Raw genomic sequence first — 21,239 nt, forward strand, 5'->3', positions numbered from 1 at the left:
CCCGCGGGACAAGTCAGAACCTGGGTTTCAGGGCCTTCCAGTCGGGCTGATACTTGCGCATCTGGCCGACGTCGTCGCGCGCGCGGATGCCGCATTCCAGGTAGAGCTGGTGCAACTTGGCCAGTTGATCGTAGTCCAGTTCCACCCCCAGGCCGTGGGCATCGGTAATGCTGACGCAACCATCGCGAATCGGCAGCTTGCCGCCCTTGATGACTTCTTCGTCAGGCTCTTGCCACGGGTAGTGCGTATCGCACGCATAGGACAGGTTTTCTACCGCGGCGGCCACATGCGACATGGCCATCAAGCTGATGCCCAGATGTGAATTGGAATGCATCGACACGCCCAGTCCGAACACGTCGCACATCCTTGCAAGCTGCTGGGTGTCGCGCAGTCCGCCCCAGTAGTGATGGTCGGCCAACACGATCTGCACGCTGTTCAATGCCACGCTGCGGCGCAGCTCGTCGAAATCGGTGACTACCATGTTGGTCGCCAGCGGCAGGCCGGTGCGTCGGTGCAGTTCGGCCATGCCTTCCAGGCCGGGCGTCGGGTCTTCGTAGTATTGCAGGTCGTCGCCCAGCAGTTCGGCCATCCGGATCGCCGTCTCCAATGACCAGTTGCCGTTGGGGTCGATGCGCAACGGCGCGTTGGGAAAAGCCTTCTTGAGCGCCTTGATGCAAGCCACCTCATGTTCCGGTTCCAGCGCGCCGGCCTTGAGCTTGATGCTCTCGAAACCGTTCTCCTCGATCATCCGGCGCGCCTGGGCCACGATCTGCTCTTGCGACAGGGCTTCGCCCCAGCGATCCGGCCCATAGGGGCTGTCGATGTGCTGCGCGTACTTGAAGAACAGGTAGGCGCTGAACGGGATTTTCGTGCGCACCGCGCCGCCCAGCAAATCCACCAGCGGCACCTTGAGATAGCGTGCCTGCAGATCCAGGCACGCGACTTCGAACGCCGAGTACGCATTCGAGACCGCCTTGCTGGCGTGCGAGCCGGGCGCCAGTTCGGCGCCGGCCGAGCTGGCCGGGGCCATGCGCGCCACCACGCGCCGCACGAGGGCGCGCAAGCCGTTCAGGTTGAACGGATCAAGCCCGATCAATTCGCCCTTGAGCTTGTCCAGGATCGCCAGTGCCGGTGCATCGCCGTAGCTTTCGCCCAGTCCCAGGTAACCGTTGTCGGTCTCGAGCTGGATGATCGAACGCAGGGCATAGGGTTCATGGATGCCCGAAGCATTCAACAATGGCGCATCCTTGAATGCAATCGGGGTGACGGTGACGCGCGTGATTTTCATGTTGATCTCTTGAAGGTCTGTTCAGTGAATGGGGCGCTATTCAATAGGCCTTCTTGCTGGTGGAGCGAGCCAGAAACACCACGCCGGCGGCCACCAGCGAGGTAATGGACAAGCCCAGCAGGCCGCCCTCGATGGAGCCGGTGCGCTGCTCCAGAAAGCCGAACGCGGTAGGCGCGACGAAGCCGCCCAGGTTGCCGATGGAGTTGATCAATGCGATCACGCCGGCGGCGATGCGGGCGTCCAGATAGCTCTGCGGCAAGGGCCAGAACAGTGATGACGCGGCCTTGAATCCGACGGCGGCAAAACAGATCGAGACGAAGGCGAACGACGCATTGCCCAAAGTCGAGATGTACATGCCGAAGGCGGCGATGACCAGCGCCGTCGCGGCCCAGGCCTGCTGATGCTTGAAGCGCGCCGCCAGCGCCGCGAAGATATACATCGCCACGATCGAGATCAGCCACGGGATCGAATTGAACAGGCCGACCTGGAAGTCGCTGAAACTCCCCATCTTGCGAATGATGCTGGGTAGCCAGAAGGTAGCGCCGTAGATGGTGAGCGAGATCGAGAAGTAGATGAAACAGAAGATCAGGATCTGGGTGTCGCGCAGCAGTTGCCATGCCGATACGTGGGCCGGTTTGTCTCTGGCGCGCTCGACCTGCTCGGCGACGATGGTGTCGGTGATGGCCGCGCGCTCGGCCTGGCTCAGCCACTTGGCATCAGCCGGCATCGAATCGAGCCAGAACCAGACGAAGCCGCACAGCACCACCGAGGCCATGCCTTCGATGATGAACATCCACTGCCAGCCGTGCAGTCCGGCGCCGTCAAGCTGCAACAACCCACCCGAGATCGGACCCGACAGGATCGACGCCAGCGCCGACCCGCTCAGGAAGATCGCCATCGCGCGTCCACGTTCGCTGGCGGGCAGCCACTGCGTGAAGTAATAGATGACGCCGGGGAAAAATCCGGCCTCGGCCGCGCCCAGCAGGAATCGCAGCAGGTAGAAGGTGGTCTCGCTGTTGACAAAGGCCATCGCGGTGGCTGCCAGGCCCCAGGTCGCCATGATGCGCGTCAGCCATGCCTTGGCGCCAAAGCGCTGCAGAAGCAGGTTGGACGGCACCTCGAAGATGGCATAGCCGATGAAGAACAGGCCGGCCCCCAAGCCATAGGCGGCGGTGCTGATGCCTACATCGGTGGCGAGGTGGGTGCGCACGAAGCCGATGTTGACGCGATCAATGTAGTTGACGATGAACATGATCACGAACAAGGGCAGCACGCGCCGCTTGATCTTGCCCACCGCCTCGGCCAGCACGGTTGAGGCCGGTCCGGTCGGATGCCCGGCCGTTGCACCTGGTTTGGCTATATCCACGCATGTCTCCTGGTTTCTTGTGGGGTGCGTTTGCCCGGTGCGCGCATCGCGCAGGCTATCGTTGGCACCCGGCGCCATCGCTGGAAGCGCGCCGTGAATTGATTAAAACACTAATATATTAGTGTGTCAATGACGGCAAGGCGGGTTATCATTCGTGCTCCTGACGGCAACTTCGCCCAATTATTGAATCTTCGTTAATGCTTTCTGGATTGCTCGCATGACCTCCGCCGCCGCTTTCGCCGACATGCCCGAATTCGACATGCGGCCACTGGATCGTTCGCGACATGCCGCGCCGCAGGTCTTCGAGCACCTGCGCGAACTGATCGTGGCCATGCGGATCGCTCCCGGCACCGTATTGCAGCGGGCCGACCTTGCCGCCCGCTATGGCTTGAGCCAGACGCCGATACGAGACGCATTGATCAAGCTCGGCGAAGAGGGCATGGTGGATATCTTTCCGCAGCATGCGACGGTCGTCAGCGCAGTCAACGTGACGTTGGCGCGCCAGGCGCATTTTCTGCGACGGTCGTTGGAACTGGAAATTGTCCGCACCCTGGCGCAGGCCCCGGATGCGGCGTTGGTGACGCGGTTGCGTGACAGCGTCGAACTGCAGAGGCTGCTGGCCGAGCGAGAAAACTATGCCGATTTCGTCCTGGCCGACCAGGCTTTCCATCGCCAGATGTATGAAGCCGCGCAGGTGCCCGAACTATGGGCGATGGTGCGCCGCCAAAGCGGCAACCTGGACCGCCTGCGCAATTTGCACCTGCCCATCCCGGGCAAGGCTGGCCGGGTGATTGCCGACCATGTCGCGCTGGTCGACGCCATCGCCGCCGGTGACGGCGACGCAGCGCAGGCGGCATTGCGGGAGCATTTGTCGGGAACGCTGTCCCAGTTGGACGATATTCGCCAGCGTTTCCCGCACTACCTGAAGGATTGACCCGCGCAGTGCGGTGTCGATGTCGCCGGTCTACTTGAACGCGACGTAAAGCGCGATCGCGGCAATCACTGCCGACGACCATTGCAGCGGAATCCAGAACAGCGTGTGCTTCTTCTTGAACTCGTATTGCTGGCCGGTCTTGGGATCGACCAGCAACTGGCTGGGTCCGCCATTCAGTCTTTCACCGAGAAACCACACAATGCCAGACGCAATGAGCAGCACCGCTGCCGGCATCAGCGGGTGGGCAGAATAGTAGCCTTTTTCGAACATCGAATCCGAGGCCATCTGTGCCGCCAATGACATCAGAAACGGGATCAACAGTCCCAGAAAACCTAAACCTTGCCAAACGATAATCATAAATAATTCCCCTTTGGAAATATTATAGCGTCTATCCAATATCCAGACGGAAAGAGCTTCAGAGACTGTTGACGAGCAGTAATGACGAAGAAATAAGTTATTGCCGGTATCGCAAAGAGTTAGCCATTGGCATTTTCCCTGCATCCGCTCGATGCGTTGTTTTTCCACACGATGCCGGGTTGAAATTTCTCGTTGAGGATCAGTGAGTTATAGCCGGAAAGGCCGATTCCTTCGCAGGCTGTGAGCGCCCCTGGGCGTTGAAAGGGATGTCCAGCCATCAACAGGAAATTCTCCTGTCATAACTTGATGTGAGAATCTCGGCATTTCTGGCATGCTGCTTTTGCCTGTTCACTTCTCTGCCCTCTCCATCCCATGATTTCCTCTTCGCTACGCACCAAGGTAGTTGCCATTTGCATGGGCATCACCGTCATCGCCATGTTTTCGGTGGGGTTGGCCAACTACCTTTCAACCCGCTCCCGCACGCTCGACACCCTTGACTCGCAGACCACGCAGCTGCTGCAGAGCCAGGCCGCCACGATTGGCGAATGGGTAAACGCCCGCAGGCTGGTGGTCACTTCGCTCAAGGACGCCATCGCCCAACCCGAACCCTTGTCGGCGGTGCGCGCGGCCGAGGTGGCGGGGGGCTTCGACCTGGCCTACGTGGCCCGGTCCGACAAGCGCGTGACCTTTTCGCAGGAGCGAAAGCGTGCCGCCGACTATGACGCCACCCAGCGCCCCTGGTACCTGACGGCCGCCAAGAACCGTACGCCGATCGTAACCTCGCCCTACACCAGCGCCAGCACCGGCAAACTGCTGGTGACCTTTGCCGAAGCCATTCGCGATGGCGACAACGTGATCGGCGTCGCCGCCGCCGATGTGTTGCTCGACACGGTGGTCAACAACGTGACCCGGATCCACCCTACCGCCAACAGTTATGCCTTCCTGGCCGATGCTGCCGGCAAGATCATCAGCCATCCCGACGACAAGTTCCGGCTCAAGCCGATCTCGGACCTGGACCCGCAACTGACCGTCGACGACCTCAAGCAGCTTCAGAAATCCGGACTGCACAAGGACCTCACCATCAACGGCCAGCATGTGATGCTGTTCTGTGTTGGCGTGCCGGGCACCGACTGGGTGCTGTCCATTGCGCTGGACCGCAACGATGCGCTGGCGCCCCTGAATGCGATGTTGAAGGTGTCGATCCTGATCGCAGCGCTGGTGGTGCTGTGCGCTTCGCTGATCCTGGCGTTCCTGATCACGCGTTCGCTGGGACGCCTGCAGGCGGTCGAAGGCGCGCTGCAGGAAATCGCCAGCGGCGACGGCGACCTGACGCGTCGCCTGCAGATCAGTGGCCATGACGAAGTCGCCCGCATCAGCGATGCGTTCAACCGTTTCGTGGACAAGATCGAAGGCGTTTTGTTAGACATTCGCGAGACCAGCCATTCCATCCGCGCCGCCTCGCGCGATATCGCGCAGGGCAATCTCGATCTGTCGTCGCGCACCGAAGACCAGGCCAGTTCGCTCGAACAGACTGCCGCAGCCATGGAGCAGCTCACCGCCAGCGTCAAGAACAATGCCGAGAACGCCTTGCAGGCCAACCAGCTGTCGCAGAGCGCGTCCGACATCGCCGGCGCCGGTGGCGCCAAGGTCGATCACGTGGTCACCACCATGAGCGCCATCAATGCGTCGTCGCAGAAGATCGTCGACATCATCGGCGTGATTGACGGCATTGCCTTCCAGACCAATATTCTTGCGCTCAACGCTGCCGTGGAAGCTGCGCGCGCCGGTGAGCAGGGACGTGGGTTTGCCGTGGTGGCTTCCGAAGTGCGCTCGCTGGCGCAACGCTCTTCATCGGCCGCCAAGGAGATCAAGCAACTCATCACCGACTCGGTGGAACAGGTGCGCCTTGGTGAAGAGTTGGTGAGTGCTGCCGGCGCTACCATCCGCGAGGTCGTGGAAAGCTGCAGCAAGGTCAAGGACGTGGTGGCCGAGATTGCCGAATCCAGCCGCGAGCAGAGTTCCGGCATCAACCAGACCAACGAAGCAGTGGGTCACATCGACCAGGTCACGCAGCAGAATGCGGCGCTGGTCGAAGAGGCGGCGGCCGGTGCGCAATCGCTGCTGGAGCAGGCCGATCGGCTGACCGAAATCATCGCCCTGTTCAAGTTGAGTGGCGCGGGTGCTGTCGCCAAGCGTTAGTAGTTAATAGTTGGTAAGTGGACGCGGTAGCGTCTACGCCAGGCGTTCGATGATTGCTGCATGCTGTGGCCAGGTCTGCAAAAGAATATGGCGGTCGGCAATCTCGAACTCGGCAAACTCGAAGCCCGGCGCGACCGTGCAGCCGACCAGGCTATGGGTGTGCGGATCGGCGCACTCTGCGGCAAACCAGGCGCCGGCCGGCACCACCGCCTGAAACGTCGCCCCCTCGTGCAGCAGCGGATTGCCCAGACGCAGGACGCCGAGTTCGCCGTTCTGCTGCAGGACATGCACATGCAACGGCGATCCATCGTAGAAGTGCCACACTTCGTCGGACTTGATCCGGTGCCAGGTCGACCGCTCGCCACTGCGCAGTAAATAATAAATGGCGGTAGATGCAGAGCGGTTGGCGCCATCGCCTGAACGCGCCACTGTCTGCTGGCTGCGGAAGGTTTCCCTGAAGTGGCCACCTTCGGGATGGGGCAAAAGCGCAAGACGCGTGATCAGTTCGGTCGGGTCGGATGGTTTGTCTTGCATCGGATACCTGGCGTTGGCCTCAAGAATTGTCGTTTAAGTTTAGTCGAGATTACGGCGATGATGCGTCGCAGGTCAGACATCCCTGGGCACGGCCCGTTGCCGCCATGCCAGCACTGCCCCCAGCAACAGCGCCGCCGCCGAAAACACCAGTCCCCGCTGCAATCCGCCGGCACTATCGGCGATCCAGCCGACGAACGTGGGGCCCACGATCTGCCCTGCCGCAAAGATGATGGTGAAGGCGCTGATGCCCGAGGCCCAAGCCGATTGCGGCAGGTTGTGACGCACCATGGCGGTGGTCGACGCCACCGCCGACAGGAAGCATCCACCAAACAGGATGCCCGAGGCGAACACGGCCAGCGGTTGCGCCGTCAATGCCGGTATCAGGGTGGCTACGCATAACAGGGCATTGAGAATGGCCAGCGACTGGCCGCCGTGAAACCGGTCCAGCATGCGTGCCCACAGTCGCGACGAGGCGAACGTGGCCAGGCCCAGCAGGGTAAAGAACAAGGTGATGCGCGCGGGCGCCATGCCTTGTTCCTTGAGCAGCGCAATGACGAAGGTCATGTAGCCGATATAGCCCAATCCGAACATCAGGTAGCCCAGCAAGCCGAACAACAGGCTGCGCGCCTTCCAGCCGCCTTGGGTTGCAGTCTGCGTGGCGGGCGCCGGGATGAAGCGCGCCGGCAACGCCATCACGATGCTGGCCACCAGCGCCATGGCCGCCAGCATCAGCCACGCCCATTGCCAGGGATGGGCCGCACCATGGGTGGCGGCCATGGCGATGATGGCAGGTACCGTGGGCGCGGCGATCGCGATGCCGATGCCGGTGCCGCCGTAGTACAAGCCTAATAACAGGCCCGCGCGTTGACCATGCAATGCCGCCAGCCGGCTGACCAGCAAGCCGCCCGAGACGAAGATGAAGGCGCTGGTGACGCCGGTGGCCACGCGCAGCGCAAGTTGCGTCGATGTATCGATGAACAGGCCGGGCAATACCGTCAGCAGCGCAGTGCCGAAGGCGCCGGCGATCAGGACGTGGTGCGCGGCATAGCGGCGCATCAGCGGCGGCGTGACCAATGCGCCCAGCAGGTAGCCCAGCGCATTGCCGGTGTTCATGCCGCCTGCCACCAGGTAGGACCAGCCAAGGTCATGCCGCATCGGCGCCAGCAGCAAGGCATACGAAAATCGGGCCACGCCCAGCGCGACGGCGGTGCCCAGCGACAGCGCGAGGGCGGTCAGGATCGGGTGCTGCAGCACGAACGGATGCGGTGCGTGCGCATCCGCATCCGGGAATGTAGTGGTGGACATGAGCGTGTCTCCGGCACGGAGGCCTGGCGTTGTTGTTATGTGCGTCGTCAGTGTAGCCGAGCTGGCGAAATCAGGCGGCCGAGGCGTCGGCGTCGCCGAAATGTCGTCCCACCGCTTCGATGCAGGCATCCACCACCTCGGGGTCGAGACGCGTGCCGCGCAGACGGCGAATCTCTTCCAGCGCGGCCTGCATGCCCATCGCCTTGCGGTAGGGGCGGTCGGCCGACATCGATTCGACGATATCGGCCACCGTCAGGATGCGGGCCTCGAGCGGAATCGATTCGGCCGTGATGCCGCGCGGGTAACCGCTGCCGTCCAGGTATTCGTGATGGCACCAGACGATCTCGGCCAGGTTCGACGGGAAGCTGATGTTCTTGAGGACGTCGTAGCCGATCTGCACGTGGGTCTTGAGGGTGGCGTACTCGTCGTCGGTGATGCGGCCGGGCTTGTTGAGCAGCGCCTGCGAAATCTTGGCCTTGCCGATGTCATGCACCTGCGCGGCCATGTGCAGCAGTTCGATGCGCGCCGGCGCCAGGCCCATTTGTCGGGCGATTTCTACACACAGTTCGGCGGTGCGGTCTTCGTGACCGGGCGTGTAACCGTCGGTGAGCCGGTGCATGGCGACCAGCGCTTCGACGATTTCATGGTAGATCCGGTTTGAATTTGAGTCTGATCCTGGCATTCCTGTCCCTGAACTTGCCGCATCTGCCAGGTCGTTGCCATGGCCTGCAGATCACCGCCCCGAATGTCGGATAATAGCGGCTGCAATGCCGAGGCAGTTTACCTTTCACACGCACCGATGACAACCAAGCTTTCCACTCCCCCAGCCGCGCCTCCCGCGCCGCCGGTCCAGCAGGCACGCCTGGTCTGGCGCCGCATCGCCATTCCGCTGTTCTTCATGCTGCTGGGCGTGGTGTTCGCCACCTGGGCCGCGCGGATCCCGGCCATTCGCGACCACTTGCAGCTTGATGCGGCCACGTTGTCCATCGTCCTGCTCTGCGGCGGCGTCGGCGCGGTGGCGTCGTTCCCGCTGGCGGCCTGGATTACCGGCCATTACGGCGCGCGCCATGGCACGCTCTATTCGGGCCTGGTGCTGCTGGTGTCGCTGCCGCTGCTGGCGCTGGCGCCCAACCTGTGGCTGTTGATGGCGGCCAGCCTGCTGTATGGGGCGGCGTCGAGCTGTTTCGACGTCGCCATCAATGCCCTGGGCGCGCAGGCCGAGCACGAAGCGGGGCGGCCGATCATGTCGATGCTGCACGGCTGGTTCTGCGTCGGGACGTTTTCCGGCGCGCTGGCGGCCAGCGCCATCGCCGCGCTGGGCGTGCCGCCGATCTGGCACTTCCTGCTGGTGTCGGCGCTGTTCCTGCCGCCGCTGCGCATCGCCTATTCGGCGCTGCCCGACGACCGGCCCGAGCACGATCCGCATCGCAAGATATTCGCGGTGCCGCATGGGCATCTGGTGGTGCTGGGCATCATCGGGTTCTGCGGCGCCATCGTGGAAGGATCGATTGCCGACTGGAGCGGCATCTACATGAAGGACCATATCGGCGCCAGCGATGGCGGCACGCCACTGGCCTATGCCGCCTTCGCCGGCATGATGCTGGTCATGCGCATGGTGGGCGACCGCCTCAAGCAGCGCTTCAATGCCCGTCGCGTGGTGACGGTAGGGACCCTGGGCGCGGCATGCGGGATGGCCATCGCGGTCGCCGCCGAATCGATGGCGCCGGCCATCCTCGGCTTCGCGATTGCCGGCGCCGGGGTGGCCGCGGTGTTTCCATTTGTCTTCAGCGCCGCCGGGCGGCATGGCTCGACCGCGCTGGCGGCAGTGGCCACGCTGGGCTACAGCGGTAGCCTGATCGGGCCGCCTGCAGTGGGCTTCCTGGCGCATGGCTGGGGCTTGCCGGCGTCGCTGGCGCTGATCGGAGTGCTGTGCGTGGCCATTGCGATCTGCAGCAGTCGTGCGCGCTGGCTGGAATAGCCGGGCAGGGCGGTCGGCCGAAACCCAATAAAATAACTGTTTTGCCAGTCGCCCCGGCGCTGGCGCATCGAAAAGGAATCATCATGCGCAACCTGGTACTGCTGCCAGGCTTCATGCTTAACCAGCACCTGTGGGACGACATGCACGACGACCTGGCCAGCCTGGGTTCGCTCACCTTCGGCGACCTGGGGCAGGACATCGGCATCGACGCCATGGCCGATGCCGTGCTGCGCCAGGCACCGCCGGAATTCGTACTGTTCGGTTTTTCGATGGGCGGCTTCGTGGCCCAGGCGGTGGCGCTGAAGGCCCCCGAGCGGGTACGCGGGCTGGCGCTGCTCAATACCTCTTCGCGACCGCAGACGGCGCAAGAGTCGGCCGCCACCAAGGCCCAGGTCGATATCGCCCAGCGTACGCCCTTCAAGGGCCTGACCTCGCGCGCACTGGCGTCGTCGCTGCATCCGCAGCGCAGTACCGACCGCACTTTGCTGGATCGCCTGCAGGCGATGGCGCTGGCCAATGGCAAGGAGGTGTTCCTGCGCCAGTTGCAGACCCTGCGCGACAGCAATGCCGAGCAGCTGGGTTTGCTGCGTTGCCCGACGCTGGTGGTGGCGAGCGACCATGACCGGCTGCGCACGGTCGAGGAATCTGCCGAGATGGCGCGCCAGATCGCTGGCGCGCGTTTCGAGATCGTCGCCGATTGCGGGCACATGACGCCGATGGAAAAGCCGGATCAGCTGTTTGCCCTCATCAGCGACTGGGTTGCCGGTAGCGGCTTGTAAGCGCGTCCGGCATGACAGATTAAACATCGCAGATAAAAACAAAAGGCAGCCTCGGCTGCCTCTTCTCTCGCTTCACTTCCTTACGTTCCTGACTTCTCTGCGCTGCGATTAGCTGGATCGAGTCTGGCTCATCGCTGGTGCTCGTTCTGCTTGGGCGGCGCGCTGCTGGCACGTTCCCCCGGCTCCTTGTTGGCCTCATCCTGGCCGCCGGTGCCGCGCAGGTCGGTATCGACCTGGCCCTGGCTGATGTCGTCGTAGGCCTGGCGAATTTCCTGGCGTTCTACCTTGTGCCCACCGCGGGCGGCATCGTTGCGGTCGAAGCTCTGATCCTGCTCATGAGGCAGCTTCGGTTTGTCGTTTCTTGGATGACGATCTTTTCTGGTCCTGAGAAAGCTGGTCATGGTGTCCTCGCATCAAGTGTTATTGGTTGACTCCACCTCCGGATCGACAGCAGGCGTGGCGGTTACGCTGCCGTCGTACGACCCGGTTAAAACGTGGGGCGAAAATACGACACGATGCTGACAAAGAAGTGCCAACAGTTACAAATAAGCTGAAAACTGCCGTGTTTGTCCGACAGATGATTCGCACATGGTGCGTCAGAAAAGAGGAGATGCACCGGAACGGCGCGCGAGAGAGGAAAGACTAACTATTTGGAGCCCGGCCGCGCACGGCCGGTTCCCCTGTCATTTCACAGCGCCAGGCGTGCGCGCGCGGCGCGGTATTGCTCTTCAAGTCGATCGGTCATCGTGGCCACGGTGGGGATGTCATCCATCAGGCCCACGCCCTGGCCGACACCCCAGATGTCACGCCAGGCCTTGGCCTTGCTGGCGCCGCCGGAACCGAAGTTCATCGCGCTCTTGTCGGCCTCGGGCAGGTTGTCCGGGTCGAGTCCGGCGTTGATGATCGACTGCCGCAGGTAGTTGCCGTGCACCCCGGTAAACAGGTTGGTATAGATCACGTCGGCGGCACTGGCGTCGACGATGGCCTGGCGATAGGCCTGGTCGACATTGGACTCGACGGTTGCCAGCCAGCGCGAACCGATATAAGCCAGGTCGGCCCCCATGGCCTGGGCCGCCAGTACGGCGTCGCCGGTGGCGATGGAACCCGACAGCACCAGCGGGCCGTCGAACATGCGCCGCACCTCGCCCACCAGGGCAAACGGCGACAACGGCCCGGCATGACCGCCGGCGCCGGCGGCCACCAGGATCAGGCCGTCGACCCCGGCTTCCAGCGCCTTCTCGGCATGACGCAGCGAAATGACATCGTGCAGCACGATGCCGCCATAGCTGTGGACGGCGTCCAGCATTTCCTTGGGCGGCGCGCGCAGGCTGGAGATGATGATCGGCACCTGGTGCCGCACGCAAACCTCCACGTCATGCGCCAGGCGATCATTGGACTGGTGCACGATCTGGTTGACGGCGATCGGGCCGACGCGCTGCTGCGGGTGCTGTTCTTGCCACTCTTTCAATTCGCGATCCAGCTGGGTCAGCCAGACGTCGAGTTGCTCGGCCGGCCGGGCGTTGAGCGCAGGAAACGCCCCGACCAGCCCGGCCTTGCATTGGGCGGCCACCAGGGCCGGGCCGCTGGCAATGAACATCGGCGAACAAATGATGGGCAGGCGCAGATCTTGCAAGGCCTGGGGCAGGGTCCTGGGCATGGTCGTCTCTCTTGGTTGTCGTTGTGTAATGGCCTGGGGGCCTCAATCTGCTGTCGATTATAGGTGAAAATATTACGACCGTGCTTTTTGTTGCGGGAACGGTAAAACCACCTGATTAGTCTTAAAAATTATTGCGGGATTTTGCGCGCGTGTTATTTTTTACAAACGCACTGTCTTGCCTTGGGTGGAGCCTGCCGGGAGCGGCTCCAGTCGTGTTCAAAGCAATATCCGACGTTGTGGGGAAATCATGGGAAACTTCGATCTGGCCAGCATCATCATCGTGGCCGCACTGGGCATCGTGCTGGTGGCCGCGGCAGTGTGGCACCACCGCTCACTGAAGAAAGCGGTGGACACCGGCGACAAGCGTCACGTGCGCGGCCTGCGCCGCTACCGTCACTAACCAACTTCCAGTCAACTGGCGCGTCGCGCCGCGATGGCATTGCCGGCGCGGCTGACCGACTTGCGTCCCAGCTGGGCCGAGATGAACTGGCCGGCGTCGACCACCGCATCGAGATCGATGCCGGTCTCGATGCCGAGCCCTCGCATCATGTACAGCACGTCCTCGGAAGCCACGTTGCCGGTGGCGCCCTTGGCATAAGGGCAGCCGCCCAGGCCGGCCACCGATGAGTGGAAGATCGTGATGCCCGCTTCGAGGCTGGCGTAGATGTTGGCCAGCGCCTGGCCGTAGGTGTCGTGGAAGTGACCCGACAAGCCCTCGATGTGGAATTCACGCATGGCCGTTTCCATCACCGGGCGCACCTTGTCGGGGGTGGCCACGCCAATGGTGTCTGCAATGTCGATCTCGTCGCAGCCCAGTTCGCGTAGCCGGCGCACCACATCGGCCACCGCCGACAGCGGCACATCGCCCTGGTAAGGACAACCGAAGGCGCAGCTGACGGCTGCCCGCAGGCGTTTGTGATGGCGCTTGGCGGCCTCGGCCACTTCGCGAAAGCGTTCGATCGATTCGGCGATGGAACAGTTGATGTTCTTTTGCGAGAACGCCTCGGAGGCGGCGCCGAAGATCACCACCTCATCGACGCCGCCTTCCAGCGCTGCCTCGAATCCCTTCAGGTTCGGCACCAGCGCTGAATACACCACGCCCGGACGGCGCTTGATGTCGCGCATCACCTCGCTGGAGGTCGCCATCTGCGGCACCCACTTGGGCGACACGAAGGCGGCTGCCTCGACATTGGGAAAGCCCGCCGCCGCCAGCCGCTCGACCAGCTCGATCTTGATCGGCGCGCCAATGATCTGCTGTTCGTTCTGCAGGCCATCGCGCGGTCCGACTTCGACAATCTTCACGTTGCGGGGCAGGGTCATCTCGTGTCTCCAGTATTGTTTGTTAGTTGATTTCGATGATACCAGCGCCGTCCGCTTCAGGCCGGTGGCGGCGTATCCAGACGCACGTCGGCGACCATGCCGCCGGTCAGTTTCTCAAGTTGTGCAGCGGTGAGGTTGAAGACCGCATGCGGATGGCCGGCGGCCGCCCATACGCTGGAAAAACCGAACAGGTCGCGGTCGATCAGCATCACCGGCTTGACCACATGCCCCACCGGGCACACGCCGCCGATGGCGTAACCGGTGTTGTCGCGCACAAACTTGGCGTCGGCGCGACCCAGTGGCCCCACCAGTTCGGTGACCTTGGCTTCGTCGACCCGGTTGCCACCGCTGGCGATCACCAGCACCGGCGCGTCGTCGGACAGGCGGCGGAAGATGATCGACTTGGCGATCTCGGCCACGTCGCAGCCGACCGCTGCAGCGGCTTCAGCCGAGGTGCGGCCGCTGGACGGCAACATGACCACCGGCTTGTCATGTCCCAGGCTGACCAGCAGGTCGGCCACGCGTTGTGCGGAAGTAGGTAAGGTCTGGCTCATGGGCGATTGATGAAATGGAAGAAGGACAGCCCATGATGATAGCAGCGCCAGGCCTTACGCATCGAGCAGGTAGCCGCCCTCGCTGCGCGCCGCGCCCGCCCGTTCAAGTTGGGCGGCGGCCCATGTCGCCAGCGCCTGGTCGCTCATCTGCATGAAGCGGGCATTGGCGATGCGCAGCAGGGGAATGTCGCGCATCATCGCCGGCAGCTCGCTCAGGGCGATGCGCTGGCGTTCCAGCAGCAGGAACTTGAGCAAGACCTTGATGCCATTCTGCGCGTTGCGCAACGGGTCTGCCTGCAGGTAATCGAGTCGCGAAAAGGCGCGCGCGAGAGCTTGCCCGACATCGTCGAATGGCGCGCCATGGCCGGGGATCACCAGGCGCACATCCAGGGTGCCGATCAACTCCAGGGTAGCGCGCACTTCATCGAAACCGGCCTCGCCATCGAGCTCCGGAAAGACGATGCCGAAGCCATTGCGCCAGAGCGCATCGGCCGAGATCAGGATGCCTTCGCTGGCGCAATACAGCATCACCGAGTGTGGATCGTGGCCCGGCGCGGCCAGTACCTGCCAGTCGAGTTCGCCCAGGCGCAGCGAGGTGTGGTGGCCGACCACGCCATCGAAACCGAAGCGGGGGCATTGCTGGCCGGTGGCGCGATAGCTGAGCGCGGCTTCATCCCAGCGCCGCACCGCGTCGGCCTCGCCCGCCGGAATCAGCGTGCGACAAGCGTAGCGCGCCTGCAGCGCCGCATTGCCGCCGCAGTGATCCGAGTGCAGGTGGGTGTTGAGCAACAGGTCGAGCCCGGACCGCTGACGCTGGTGCAGCACATGCTCCACCAGCGTCAGCGTCTGTTCAATGTGGGTCACGTAGCCGCTGTCGACCATGGCCACCTGGTCGCGACCGAAGAAGAGCACGTTGTTGGCCGACAGCCAGCCGCGTTCGAGCACGTGCATCGAGGGTGGAAGACGCAGCGCAGGTGCGTTCATGACACGTGATCAGTCGGGCCGGAAATCAAGTAGCCGCGCCCCTTCGCTGACCTGGTCGCCGACCGCATAGAGCAGCTCGTCGATGACGCCGGCAGCTGGAGCGGCGATGGTGTGCTCCATCTTCATCGCCTCCATGATCAGCAACGGCGCGCCGCGTTCGACGTGCTGCCCCCGGGCCGCCAGGATCGCCACGATCTTGCCCGGCATCGGCGCGGTCAGGCGATCGTCGCCGGTTTCGCCGTCGGCGGCATGCGCCAGCGGATCGAGCAGGCGCAGGCGGGTGTGTCCGTGGCTGTCGAAGACATGCAGCAGTTCGCCATCGTGCACGGCGGTGGCCTGCAACACGCGGCCATCCAGGCGCAGTCGCAGATCCGAATCGTGCGTGCTCTCGAACTGCAGCACATGCGACTGGCCGTCATGCCACAGGGTTTGGGGTTGGTCGGCATCGGCGTAGGCGACATCGATCGGGTGGCTACCGGCGTCGCCTGTAAAACTTAGCGTTCGCCGCAGCCGTCCATGGGCGCGCCAGCCATCGGTGGCTGACCAGGGATCGGCTGCACTGGCCCGCGCTTCGCATTGCAACACGTTGGCCGCGGCGGCGGCCAGGGTCTCCAGCGCGGGCGCCGTCGGCGCCGGCAGCAGGGTGTCGCGATGGCGCTCGATCAGCCCGGTATCGAGATCGGCATTAGAGAATGCCTCGCCGCTGACCAGTCGTTGCAGGAAGGCGATGTTGGTCGCCAGTCCGACCACCTGGTATTGCGCCAGCGCGCGCGCCATGTTGCGCAATGCGCTGGCACGGTCGGGACCCCAGGCGATCAGCTTGGCAATCATCGGATCGTAGAAGGGCGAGATGGCATCGCCCTCGCGCACGCCGGCGTCGATCCGTATCGGCGCCGGCTGTGCCGATGCGGTGCCCTGGACCTGGAACGAGACGGCGTTAGCGGTACGCAGGTGGGTGACGGTGCCGATCGAGGGCAGGAATCCCTTCTCCGGATTCTCGGCGTAGATGCGGGCCTCGATGGCGTGGCCGTTGATGCTCAGCTGATGCTGCTGCACCGGCAGCGGTTCGCCGGCGGCCACCCGCAGTTGCCACTCGACCAGGTCCTGGCCGGTGATCATCTCGGTGACCGGATGTTCGACCTGCAGCCGGGTGTTCATCTCCATGAAGTAGAAGCTGCCATCCTGGTTGGCGATGAATTCCACCGTGCCCGCGCCGACATAGCCCACCGCCTGCGCTGCGGCGACCGCAGCAGCCCCCATGGCGGCCCGTCGTTCGGGACTCATCCCGGGCGCCGGGGCTTCTTCCAGCACTTTCTGGTGGCGTCGCTGGACCGAGCAATCACGTTCGAACAGATAGATGCAGTGGCCGAGGCTATCGGCAAACACCTGGATCTCGATATGACGGGGACGCGTCAGGTACTTCTCGACCAGCACGTGGTCATCGCCGAAACTGGCCAGGGCTTCACGCTGGCATGAACTCAGCGCAGCATCGAAGTCGGCGCTGTCATCGACGATGCGCATGCCCTTGCCGCCGCCACCCGAACTGGCCTTGAGCAACACCGGATAGCCGATGCGCCCGGCCTGCTCGCGCAGGAAATCGGCTTCTTGCCGGTCGCCGTGATAGCCCGGCACCAGTGGCACGGCAGCGTCTTGCATCAGCGTCTTGGCGGCCGACTTCGAGCCCATCGCACGGATTGCAGCAGCAGGCGGCCCGATGAAGACCAGCCCGGCCGCCGCGCAGGCCTCGGCGAAGTCCGCATTCTCGGACAGGAAGCCGTAGCCGGGATGGATCGCCTGCGCACCCGTGGCCAGGGCGGCGGCGATGATCAGTTCGCCACGCAGGTAACTGTCGCGGGCCGGCGCCGGGCCCAGGCGTACGCTCTGGTCGCAGGCCTGCACGTGGGCGGCAAGCGCGTCGGCGTCGGAATAGACGGCGACCGTGGCGATGCCCAGGCGGCGCGCGGTGGCCGCGACGCGGCAGGCGATCTCGCCGCGGTTGGCGATCAGGATCTTGCTGAACATGGTGTCTCCTCCATCAGCGATGTTGGACTCGCGTCGGGTGAAAAATCAGATACGGAACACGCCGAAGCGGGTCTCTGCAATCGGTGCATTCAACGCCGCCGACAAGCCCAGCGCCAATACCCGGCGGGTGTCGGCCGGATCGATCACGCCGTCGTCCCACAGTCGCGCCGAGGCGTAATAAGGATGGCCCTGGGTTTCGTACTGGGCGCGGATCGGATCCTTGAAGGCGGCTTCTTCCTCGGCGCTCCAGCTGCCGCCACGGGCTTCGATGCCATCGCGCTTGACGGTAGCCAGCACGCTCGCCGCCTGCTCGCCGCCCATCACCGAGATGCGGGCATTGGGCCACATCCACAGGAAGCGCGGCGAGAAGGCGCGACCGCACATGCCGTAGTTGCCGGCGCCGAAGCTGCCGCCGATGATCACCGTCAACTTGGGCACGGCGGCGGTGGCCACGGCCGTGACCATCTTGGCGCCATGGCGGGCGATGCCTTCGTTCTCGTATTTCTTGCCGACCATGAAGCCGGTGATGTTCTGCAGGAACACCAGCGGTATCTTGCGCTGGCAACACAGTTCGATGAAGTGGGCGCCCTTCTGGGCCGACTCCGAGAACAGGATGCCGTTGTTGGCCACGATGCCGACCGGCATGCCGTGCAGGTGGGCGAAACCGCACACCAGCGTGGTGCCGTAGCGCGCCTTGAATTCGGCGAACTCGCTGCCATCGACGATGCGGGCGATCACCTCGCGCACATCGAAGGGTTTGCGGCTGTCGGTGGGGATCACGCCGTATAACTCGTGGGCCGGATAGCGCGGTTCTTCTACCGCGCGCAGTGCCAGTTGCTGCGGCTTGCTACGGTTGAGACTGGCGACCACGTCGCGCGCGATGGCCAGGGCATGCAGATCGTTCTGCGCCAGGTGGTCGACCACCCCCGACAGGCGGGTGTGCACGTCGCCGCCGCCGAGCTCTTCGGTGCTGACCACTTCACCGGTGGCCGCCTTCACCAATGGTGGCCCGGCCAGGAAGATGGTGCCCTGGTCGCGCACGATGATCGACTCGTCGCTCATGGCCGGCACATAGGCGCCGCCGGCCGTGCACGAACCCATCACCACCGCAATCTGGGCGATGCCCTTGGCCGACATGTTGGCCTGGTTGAAGAAGATGCGGCCGAAGTGGTCGCGATCCGGAAAGACCTCATCCTGGCTGGGCAGGTTGGCGCCGCCGCTGTCGACCAGGTAGATGCAGGGCAGGTGATTGAATTCTGCGATCTCTTGCGCCCGCAGGTGCTTCTTGGCGGTCATCGGGTAATAGGTGCCGCCCTTGACGGTGGCATCGTTGCAGACGATCACGCATTCCTGGCCGGCGACGCGGCCGATGCCGGTGATGATGCCGGCCGACGGTGCGGCATCTTTCTGGTTGCCCTCGCGATCCGTTTCGCGATACATGCCATAGGCGGCCAGTGGCGAGAATTCGAGAAACGGCGTGCCCGGGTCGAGCAGCATCTGCACCCGGTCGCGCGGCAGCAGCTTGCCGCGTGACAGGTGCTTGTCGCGTGCGGCCTGGCCGCCGCCTTCGGCGACCTGGGCAATCTTCTGCTGCAGGTCGTCGACGATGGCCTGCATCGCGGCGCGGTTGTTTTCGAATTCCTCACTGCGCAAGTTGAGCTTGCTTTCGATGTGCGGCATGGGGTCTCCTCCGGTGTTTTTTCTAACGGTCTTCTGGGAAGCTGCCGTCAACGTAATACCAGCGTGCCTGTCCCTGGTCGTCGGGTTGGCGCACGAAGTTGCTGATCTCGTGCAGGCGGTGCGCACGCCCGGCGACCTTGAAGCGAGCGACGAATTCGACCGTGGCTTGGTCGCTGTCCTTGGCGTGGATGTGTTTCTTGATGTCGAGCGCAATCCATTTGACGTCGGTCTCGCCGGTCAACTCTTCTTCGGGCAGCGTGTCGGCAAACCAGGTGGCACGGAGATAGGCTTCGTCGCGCAGGGCATAGGCGCTGTAGCGCGAACGCATCAGCAATTCGGCCGTGGCCGGGATCTCGGCGCCCGAGATGAACCGCCCGCAGCACTTGGCAAATGAAGGTTGGCCGCAGGGGCAGGGGACATTCTTGTTGCTCATCAGATCTTTCCGTTTTTCAAGAAGCTTTCCAGCTGGGTAAATCGGTCGAAGCCCCAGAACGATTCGCCATCGACGATCACGAACGGTGCGCCGAACACGCCACGTTCCATCGCTTCTTCGGTCGCCTGCCGCAGGCGATCCTTGACCGCCTGGTCGGCCAGCGCGGCGGTCAGGGCCGCACGGTCGATGCCGAGATCGGCGGCGATGCGCAGTACATTGTCGGGCTCGCTGATATCGATGTCTTCGGTGAAGTAGGCGCTGAAGATGGCCTGCGCGAACGGCAATGCATGCACCGGGTCCTGCTGCTGCAACCACAGCATCGCGCGCGCGGCGGCCTGGGTGGCGATGGGAAACCGGCTGGGCGGGGTGAACAGCATGTTGTGAAAACGCGCAGTGCGCTGCATGTCATGCAGCGAATAGTCGCCCTTCTTGGGGATGGCCGTCAGGGGGCTGGTGCCGAGCGTCTTGAAGACCGCTCCCAGCAGGACAGGATGCCATGCCACCTGGCGATCATGGCGGCGCGCCAGGGCCTCGATCTCGAGCGAGCCGAAGTAGGCGTAGGGTGAGGCGAAGTCGAAGTAGAAATCGATGGGTGAGCTCATGGGTCTGGTCTTTATCAACAGGTCAAGGCGGGTCAAAGGGTATCGGCGAACAGTTCGCGGCCGATCAGCATGCGGCGGATCTCGCTGGTGCCGGCGCCGATCTCGTACAACTTGGCGTCGCGCCACAGGCGTCCGGTGGGGTAGTCGTTGATGTAGCCATTGCCGCCCAGCGCCTGGATCGCTTCGCCGGCCATCCAGGTGGCCTTCTCGGCCGAATACAGAATGGCGCCGGCGGCGTCCTTGCGCAGCGCCCGGATCTGCTCGGGGCCCTGCGCGCGGTCGCAGGCCTGGCCCACCGCATAGACATAGGCGCGACAGGCCATCATGGTCGAATACATGTCGGCCAGCTTGCCTTGCATCAGCTGGAATTCGCCGATGGCCTGGCCGAACTGACGGCGTTCGTGGACATAGGGCACCACCACGTCCATACAGGCCTGCATGATGCCCAGCGGTCCGCCGGACAATACCGTGCGTTCGAAATCGAGGCCGGACATCAGCACGTTGACGCCGCGACCGACGCCGCCCAGTACGTTCTCGGCGGGCACCTCGCAATCCTGGAACACCAGTTCGCCGGTGTGCGAGCCGCGCATGCCCAGCTTGTCCAGCTTTTGCGCCACCGAAAAGCCCTTGTAGCCCTTCTCGACCAGAAAGGCGGTCATGCCGCGCGCGCCCGCATCAAGGTCGGTCTTGGCATAGACCACCAGCACGTCGGCGTCGGGGCCGTTGGTGATCCACATCTTGCTGCCGTTGAGGATGTAGCGGTCGCCCCGGCGGTCGGCGCGCAGCTTCATGCTGACCACGTCGGAGCCGGCATTGGGTTCGGACATGGCCAGCGCGCCGATCGATTCACCCGAGATCAGACCCGGCAGATAGCGGCGCCGCTGGGCTTCGTCGCCATTGCGCTTGATCTGGTTCACGCACAGGTTGGAGTGCGCGCCATAGGACAAACCGACCGAGGCCGAGGCGCGCGAGATTTCTTCCATCGCCACGATGTGCGCCAGGTAGCCCATGTTGGCGCCGCCGTATTCTTCGCTGGCGGTGATGCCCAGTACGCCGAGCTGGCCGAGCTTGGGCCAGAGGTCCATCGGGAACTGGTCGCTGCGGTCGATCTCGGCGGCACGCGGCGCGATCTCGGCCTGGGCGAAGTCGGCTACTGCCGCGCGCAGGGCGTCGATGTCTTCGCCGTGGTTGAAATTCAGTCCTGGCAGGTCGATCATGTTTGTCTCCTCGTCTCGGTTTTTATGGGC

21 protein-coding genes are annotated in these 21,239 nt (G+C 63.7%); 5 read left to right on the forward strand and 16 right to left on the reverse strand.

Annotated elements, in window-relative coordinates:
* Window positions 1-13: 13 nt before the first annotated feature.
* Entirely contained in the window at window positions 14-1,288 is a 1,275-nt protein-coding gene (locus LBW87_RS20180) for a glucarate dehydratase family protein (protein WP_225203261.1), read from the reverse strand.
* 40 nt (window positions 1,289-1,328) lie between these two features.
* Window positions 1,329-2,654, reverse strand: coding sequence for an MFS transporter (locus tag LBW87_RS20185; RefSeq protein ID WP_225203262.1), 1,326 nt, complete (start codon window positions 2,652-2,654; stop codon window positions 1,329-1,331).
* A gap of 217 nt (window positions 2,655-2,871) precedes the next feature.
* Here LBW87_RS20185 and LBW87_RS20190 point away from each other — a divergent pair, with 217 nt between their 5' ends.
* Window positions 2,872-3,588 carry a GntR family transcriptional regulator gene (locus LBW87_RS20190; protein WP_225203263.1) on the forward strand — a complete coding sequence of 239 codons (717 nt, stop codon included), beginning with the start codon at window positions 2,872-2,874 and terminating at the stop codon, window positions 3,586-3,588.
* Window positions 3,589-3,618: 30 nt separating this feature from the next.
* Here the strand turns inward: LBW87_RS20190 and LBW87_RS20195 are convergent, their stop codons facing one another.
* Window positions 3,619-4,113, reverse strand: a complete 495-nt coding sequence (locus LBW87_RS20195) for a hypothetical protein (RefSeq protein ID WP_225203264.1) — start codon at window positions 4,111-4,113, stop codon at window positions 3,619-3,621.
* A gap of 246 nt (window positions 4,114-4,359) precedes the next feature.
* Between LBW87_RS20195 and LBW87_RS20200 the strand changes: the two genes are divergently transcribed.
* On the forward strand, window positions 4,360-6,144 hold the full coding sequence (locus LBW87_RS20200; protein WP_225203265.1) for a methyl-accepting chemotaxis protein: 1,785 nt from the start codon (window positions 4,360-4,362) through the stop codon (window positions 6,142-6,144).
* Window positions 6,145-6,177: 33 nt separating this feature from the next.
* On the opposite strand, the gene LBW87_RS20205 is transcribed toward LBW87_RS20200, so the two are convergent.
* From LBW87_RS20205 to LBW87_RS20215, 3 genes are all read right to left on the reverse strand, one after another.
* Window positions 6,178-6,678, reverse strand: coding sequence for a cupin domain-containing protein (locus tag LBW87_RS20205; RefSeq protein WP_225203266.1), 501 nt, complete (start codon window positions 6,676-6,678; stop codon window positions 6,178-6,180).
* A 72-nt stretch (window positions 6,679-6,750) separates the two neighbouring features.
* A complete protein-coding gene (locus tag LBW87_RS20210) occupies window positions 6,751-7,983 on the reverse strand; it encodes a YbfB/YjiJ family MFS transporter (protein ID WP_225203267.1) in 1,233 nt (410 codons plus the stop codon).
* Window positions 7,984-8,053: 70 nt separating this feature from the next.
* Window positions 8,054-8,665: an HD-GYP domain-containing protein gene (locus LBW87_RS20215; RefSeq protein WP_225203268.1), complete on the reverse strand. Its 612-nt coding sequence runs from the start codon at window positions 8,663-8,665 to the stop codon at window positions 8,054-8,056.
* 117 nt (window positions 8,666-8,782) lie between these two features.
* On the opposite strand from LBW87_RS20215, the gene LBW87_RS20220 reads away from it, so the two are divergent.
* Both LBW87_RS20220 and LBW87_RS20225 read left to right on the forward strand, forming a co-directional pair.
* Complete coding sequence (locus tag LBW87_RS20220; RefSeq protein WP_225203269.1) at window positions 8,783-9,961, forward strand: MFS transporter; 1,179 nt, start codon at window positions 8,783-8,785, stop codon at window positions 9,959-9,961.
* Window positions 9,962-10,044: 83 nt separating this feature from the next.
* On the forward strand, window positions 10,045-10,740 hold the full coding sequence (locus tag LBW87_RS20225) for an alpha/beta fold hydrolase (RefSeq protein ID WP_225203270.1): 696 nt from the start codon (window positions 10,045-10,047) through the stop codon (window positions 10,738-10,740).
* A gap of 128 nt (window positions 10,741-10,868) precedes the next feature.
* Here the strand turns inward: LBW87_RS20225 and LBW87_RS20230 are convergent, their stop codons facing one another.
* Both LBW87_RS20230 and LBW87_RS20235 read right to left on the reverse strand, forming a co-directional pair.
* Entirely contained in the window at window positions 10,869-11,141 is a 273-nt protein-coding gene (locus tag LBW87_RS20230; protein ID WP_225203271.1) for a hypothetical protein, read from the reverse strand.
* Window positions 11,142-11,428: 287 nt separating this feature from the next.
* Window positions 11,429-12,397 carry an NAD(P)H-dependent flavin oxidoreductase gene (locus LBW87_RS20235; RefSeq protein WP_225203272.1) on the reverse strand — a complete coding sequence of 323 codons (969 nt, stop codon included), beginning with the start codon at window positions 12,395-12,397 and terminating at the stop codon, window positions 11,429-11,431.
* 247 nt (window positions 12,398-12,644) lie between these two features.
* Here LBW87_RS20235 and LBW87_RS20240 point away from each other — a divergent pair, with 247 nt between their 5' ends.
* Window positions 12,645-12,797: a hypothetical protein gene (locus LBW87_RS20240; RefSeq protein ID WP_225203273.1), complete on the forward strand. Its 153-nt coding sequence runs from the start codon at window positions 12,645-12,647 to the stop codon at window positions 12,795-12,797.
* Window positions 12,798-12,808: 11 nt separating this feature from the next.
* On the opposite strand, the gene LBW87_RS20245 is transcribed toward LBW87_RS20240, so the two are convergent.
* The 8 genes from LBW87_RS20245 to LBW87_RS20280 are packed head-to-tail and all read right to left on the reverse strand — an operon-like array spanning window position 12,809 to window position 21,209.
* Entirely contained in the window at window positions 12,809-13,717 is a 909-nt protein-coding gene (locus LBW87_RS20245; protein WP_225203274.1) for a hydroxymethylglutaryl-CoA lyase, read from the reverse strand.
* Window positions 13,718-13,773: 56 nt separating this feature from the next.
* The gene (locus tag LBW87_RS20250; protein ID WP_225203275.1) at window positions 13,774-14,271 is read right to left on the reverse strand and encodes a YbaK/EbsC family protein; all 498 of its coding nucleotides are present in this window, start codon (window positions 14,269-14,271) and stop codon (window positions 13,774-13,776) included.
* Between the two features lie 54 nt (window positions 14,272-14,325).
* Window positions 14,326-15,255, reverse strand: a complete 930-nt coding sequence (locus tag LBW87_RS20255; RefSeq protein WP_225203276.1) for an MBL fold metallo-hydrolase — start codon at window positions 15,253-15,255, stop codon at window positions 14,326-14,328.
* Window positions 15,256-15,264: 9 nt separating this feature from the next.
* Window positions 15,265-17,277: an acetyl/propionyl/methylcrotonyl-CoA carboxylase subunit alpha gene (locus LBW87_RS20260; RefSeq protein ID WP_225203277.1), complete on the reverse strand. Its 2,013-nt coding sequence runs from the start codon at window positions 17,275-17,277 to the stop codon at window positions 15,265-15,267.
* Between the two features lie 45 nt (window positions 17,278-17,322).
* A complete protein-coding gene (locus tag LBW87_RS20265) occupies window positions 17,323-18,957 on the reverse strand; it encodes a carboxyl transferase domain-containing protein (RefSeq protein WP_225203278.1) in 1,635 nt (544 codons plus the stop codon).
* 22 nt (window positions 18,958-18,979) lie between these two features.
* Entirely contained in the window at window positions 18,980-19,390 is a 411-nt protein-coding gene (locus tag LBW87_RS20270; protein ID WP_225203279.1) for a YchJ family protein, read from the reverse strand.
* Window positions 19,390-19,992, reverse strand: coding sequence for a 2-hydroxychromene-2-carboxylate isomerase (locus LBW87_RS20275; protein WP_225203280.1), 603 nt, complete (start codon window positions 19,990-19,992; stop codon window positions 19,390-19,392). Before LBW87_RS20275 ends, LBW87_RS20270 begins: the two co-directional genes overlap by 1 nt.
* A gap of 32 nt (window positions 19,993-20,024) precedes the next feature.
* Window positions 20,025-21,209: an isovaleryl-CoA dehydrogenase gene (locus tag LBW87_RS20280; RefSeq protein ID WP_265113020.1), complete on the reverse strand. Its 1,185-nt coding sequence runs from the start codon at window positions 21,207-21,209 to the stop codon at window positions 20,025-20,027.
* Between the last annotated feature and the right edge of the window lie 30 nt (window positions 21,210-21,239).

The sequence above is a fragment of the Herbaspirillum sp. alder98 genome (assembly GCF_020179755.1).
GTDB lineage: Bacteria > Pseudomonadota > Gammaproteobacteria > Burkholderiales > Burkholderiaceae_D > Herbaspirillum.

Coding starts and splice junctions, on each gene's coding strand:
- LBW87_RS20220 (WP_225203269.1), top strand. CDS start 8,783: ATGACAACCAAGCTTTCCACTCCCCCAGCCGCGCCTCCCGCGCCGCCG.
- LBW87_RS20215 (WP_225203268.1), bottom strand. CDS start 8,665: ATGCCAGGATCAGACTCAAATTCAAACCGGATCTACCATGAAATCGTC.
- LBW87_RS20255 (WP_225203276.1), bottom strand. CDS start 15,255: ATGAACGCACCTGCGCTGCGTCTTCCACCCTCGATGCACGTGCTCGAA.
- LBW87_RS20265 (WP_225203278.1), bottom strand. CDS start 18,957: ATGCCGCACATCGAAAGCAAGCTCAACTTGCGCAGTGAGGAATTCGAA.
- LBW87_RS20260 (WP_225203277.1), bottom strand. CDS start 17,277: ATGTTCAGCAAGATCCTGATCGCCAACCGCGGCGAGATCGCCTGCCGC.
- LBW87_RS20230 (WP_225203271.1), bottom strand. CDS start 11,141: ATGACCAGCTTTCTCAGGACCAGAAAAGATCGTCATCCAAGAAACGAC.
- LBW87_RS20205 (WP_225203266.1), bottom strand. CDS start 6,678: ATGCAAGACAAACCATCCGACCCGACCGAACTGATCACGCGTCTTGCG.
- LBW87_RS20200 (WP_225203265.1), top strand. CDS start 4,360: ATGGGCATCACCGTCATCGCCATGTTTTCGGTGGGGTTGGCCAACTAC.
- LBW87_RS20245 (WP_225203274.1), bottom strand. CDS start 13,717: ATGACCCTGCCCCGCAACGTGAAGATTGTCGAAGTCGGACCGCGCGAT.
- LBW87_RS20280 (WP_265113020.1), bottom strand. CDS start 21,209: ATGATCGACCTGCCAGGACTGAATTTCAACCACGGCGAAGACATCGAC.
- LBW87_RS20210 (WP_225203267.1), bottom strand. CDS start 7,983: ATGTCCACCACTACATTCCCGGATGCGGATGCGCACGCACCGCATCCG.
- LBW87_RS20235 (WP_225203272.1), bottom strand. CDS start 12,397: ATGCCCAGGACCCTGCCCCAGGCCTTGCAAGATCTGCGCCTGCCCATC.
- LBW87_RS20270 (WP_225203279.1), bottom strand. CDS start 19,390: ATGAGCAACAAGAATGTCCCCTGCCCCTGCGGCCAACCTTCATTTGCC.
- LBW87_RS20190 (WP_225203263.1), top strand. CDS start 2,872: ATGACCTCCGCCGCCGCTTTCGCCGACATGCCCGAATTCGACATGCGG.
- LBW87_RS20250 (WP_225203275.1), bottom strand. CDS start 14,271: ATGAGCCAGACCTTACCTACTTCCGCACAACGCGTGGCCGACCTGCTG.
- LBW87_RS20275 (WP_225203280.1), bottom strand. CDS start 19,992: ATGAGCTCACCCATCGATTTCTACTTCGACTTCGCCTCACCCTACGCC.
- LBW87_RS20180 (WP_225203261.1), bottom strand. CDS start 1,288: ATGAAAATCACGCGCGTCACCGTCACCCCGATTGCATTCAAGGATGCG.
- LBW87_RS20225 (WP_225203270.1), top strand. CDS start 10,045: ATGCGCAACCTGGTACTGCTGCCAGGCTTCATGCTTAACCAGCACCTG.
- LBW87_RS20240 (WP_225203273.1), top strand. CDS start 12,645: ATGGGAAACTTCGATCTGGCCAGCATCATCATCGTGGCCGCACTGGGC.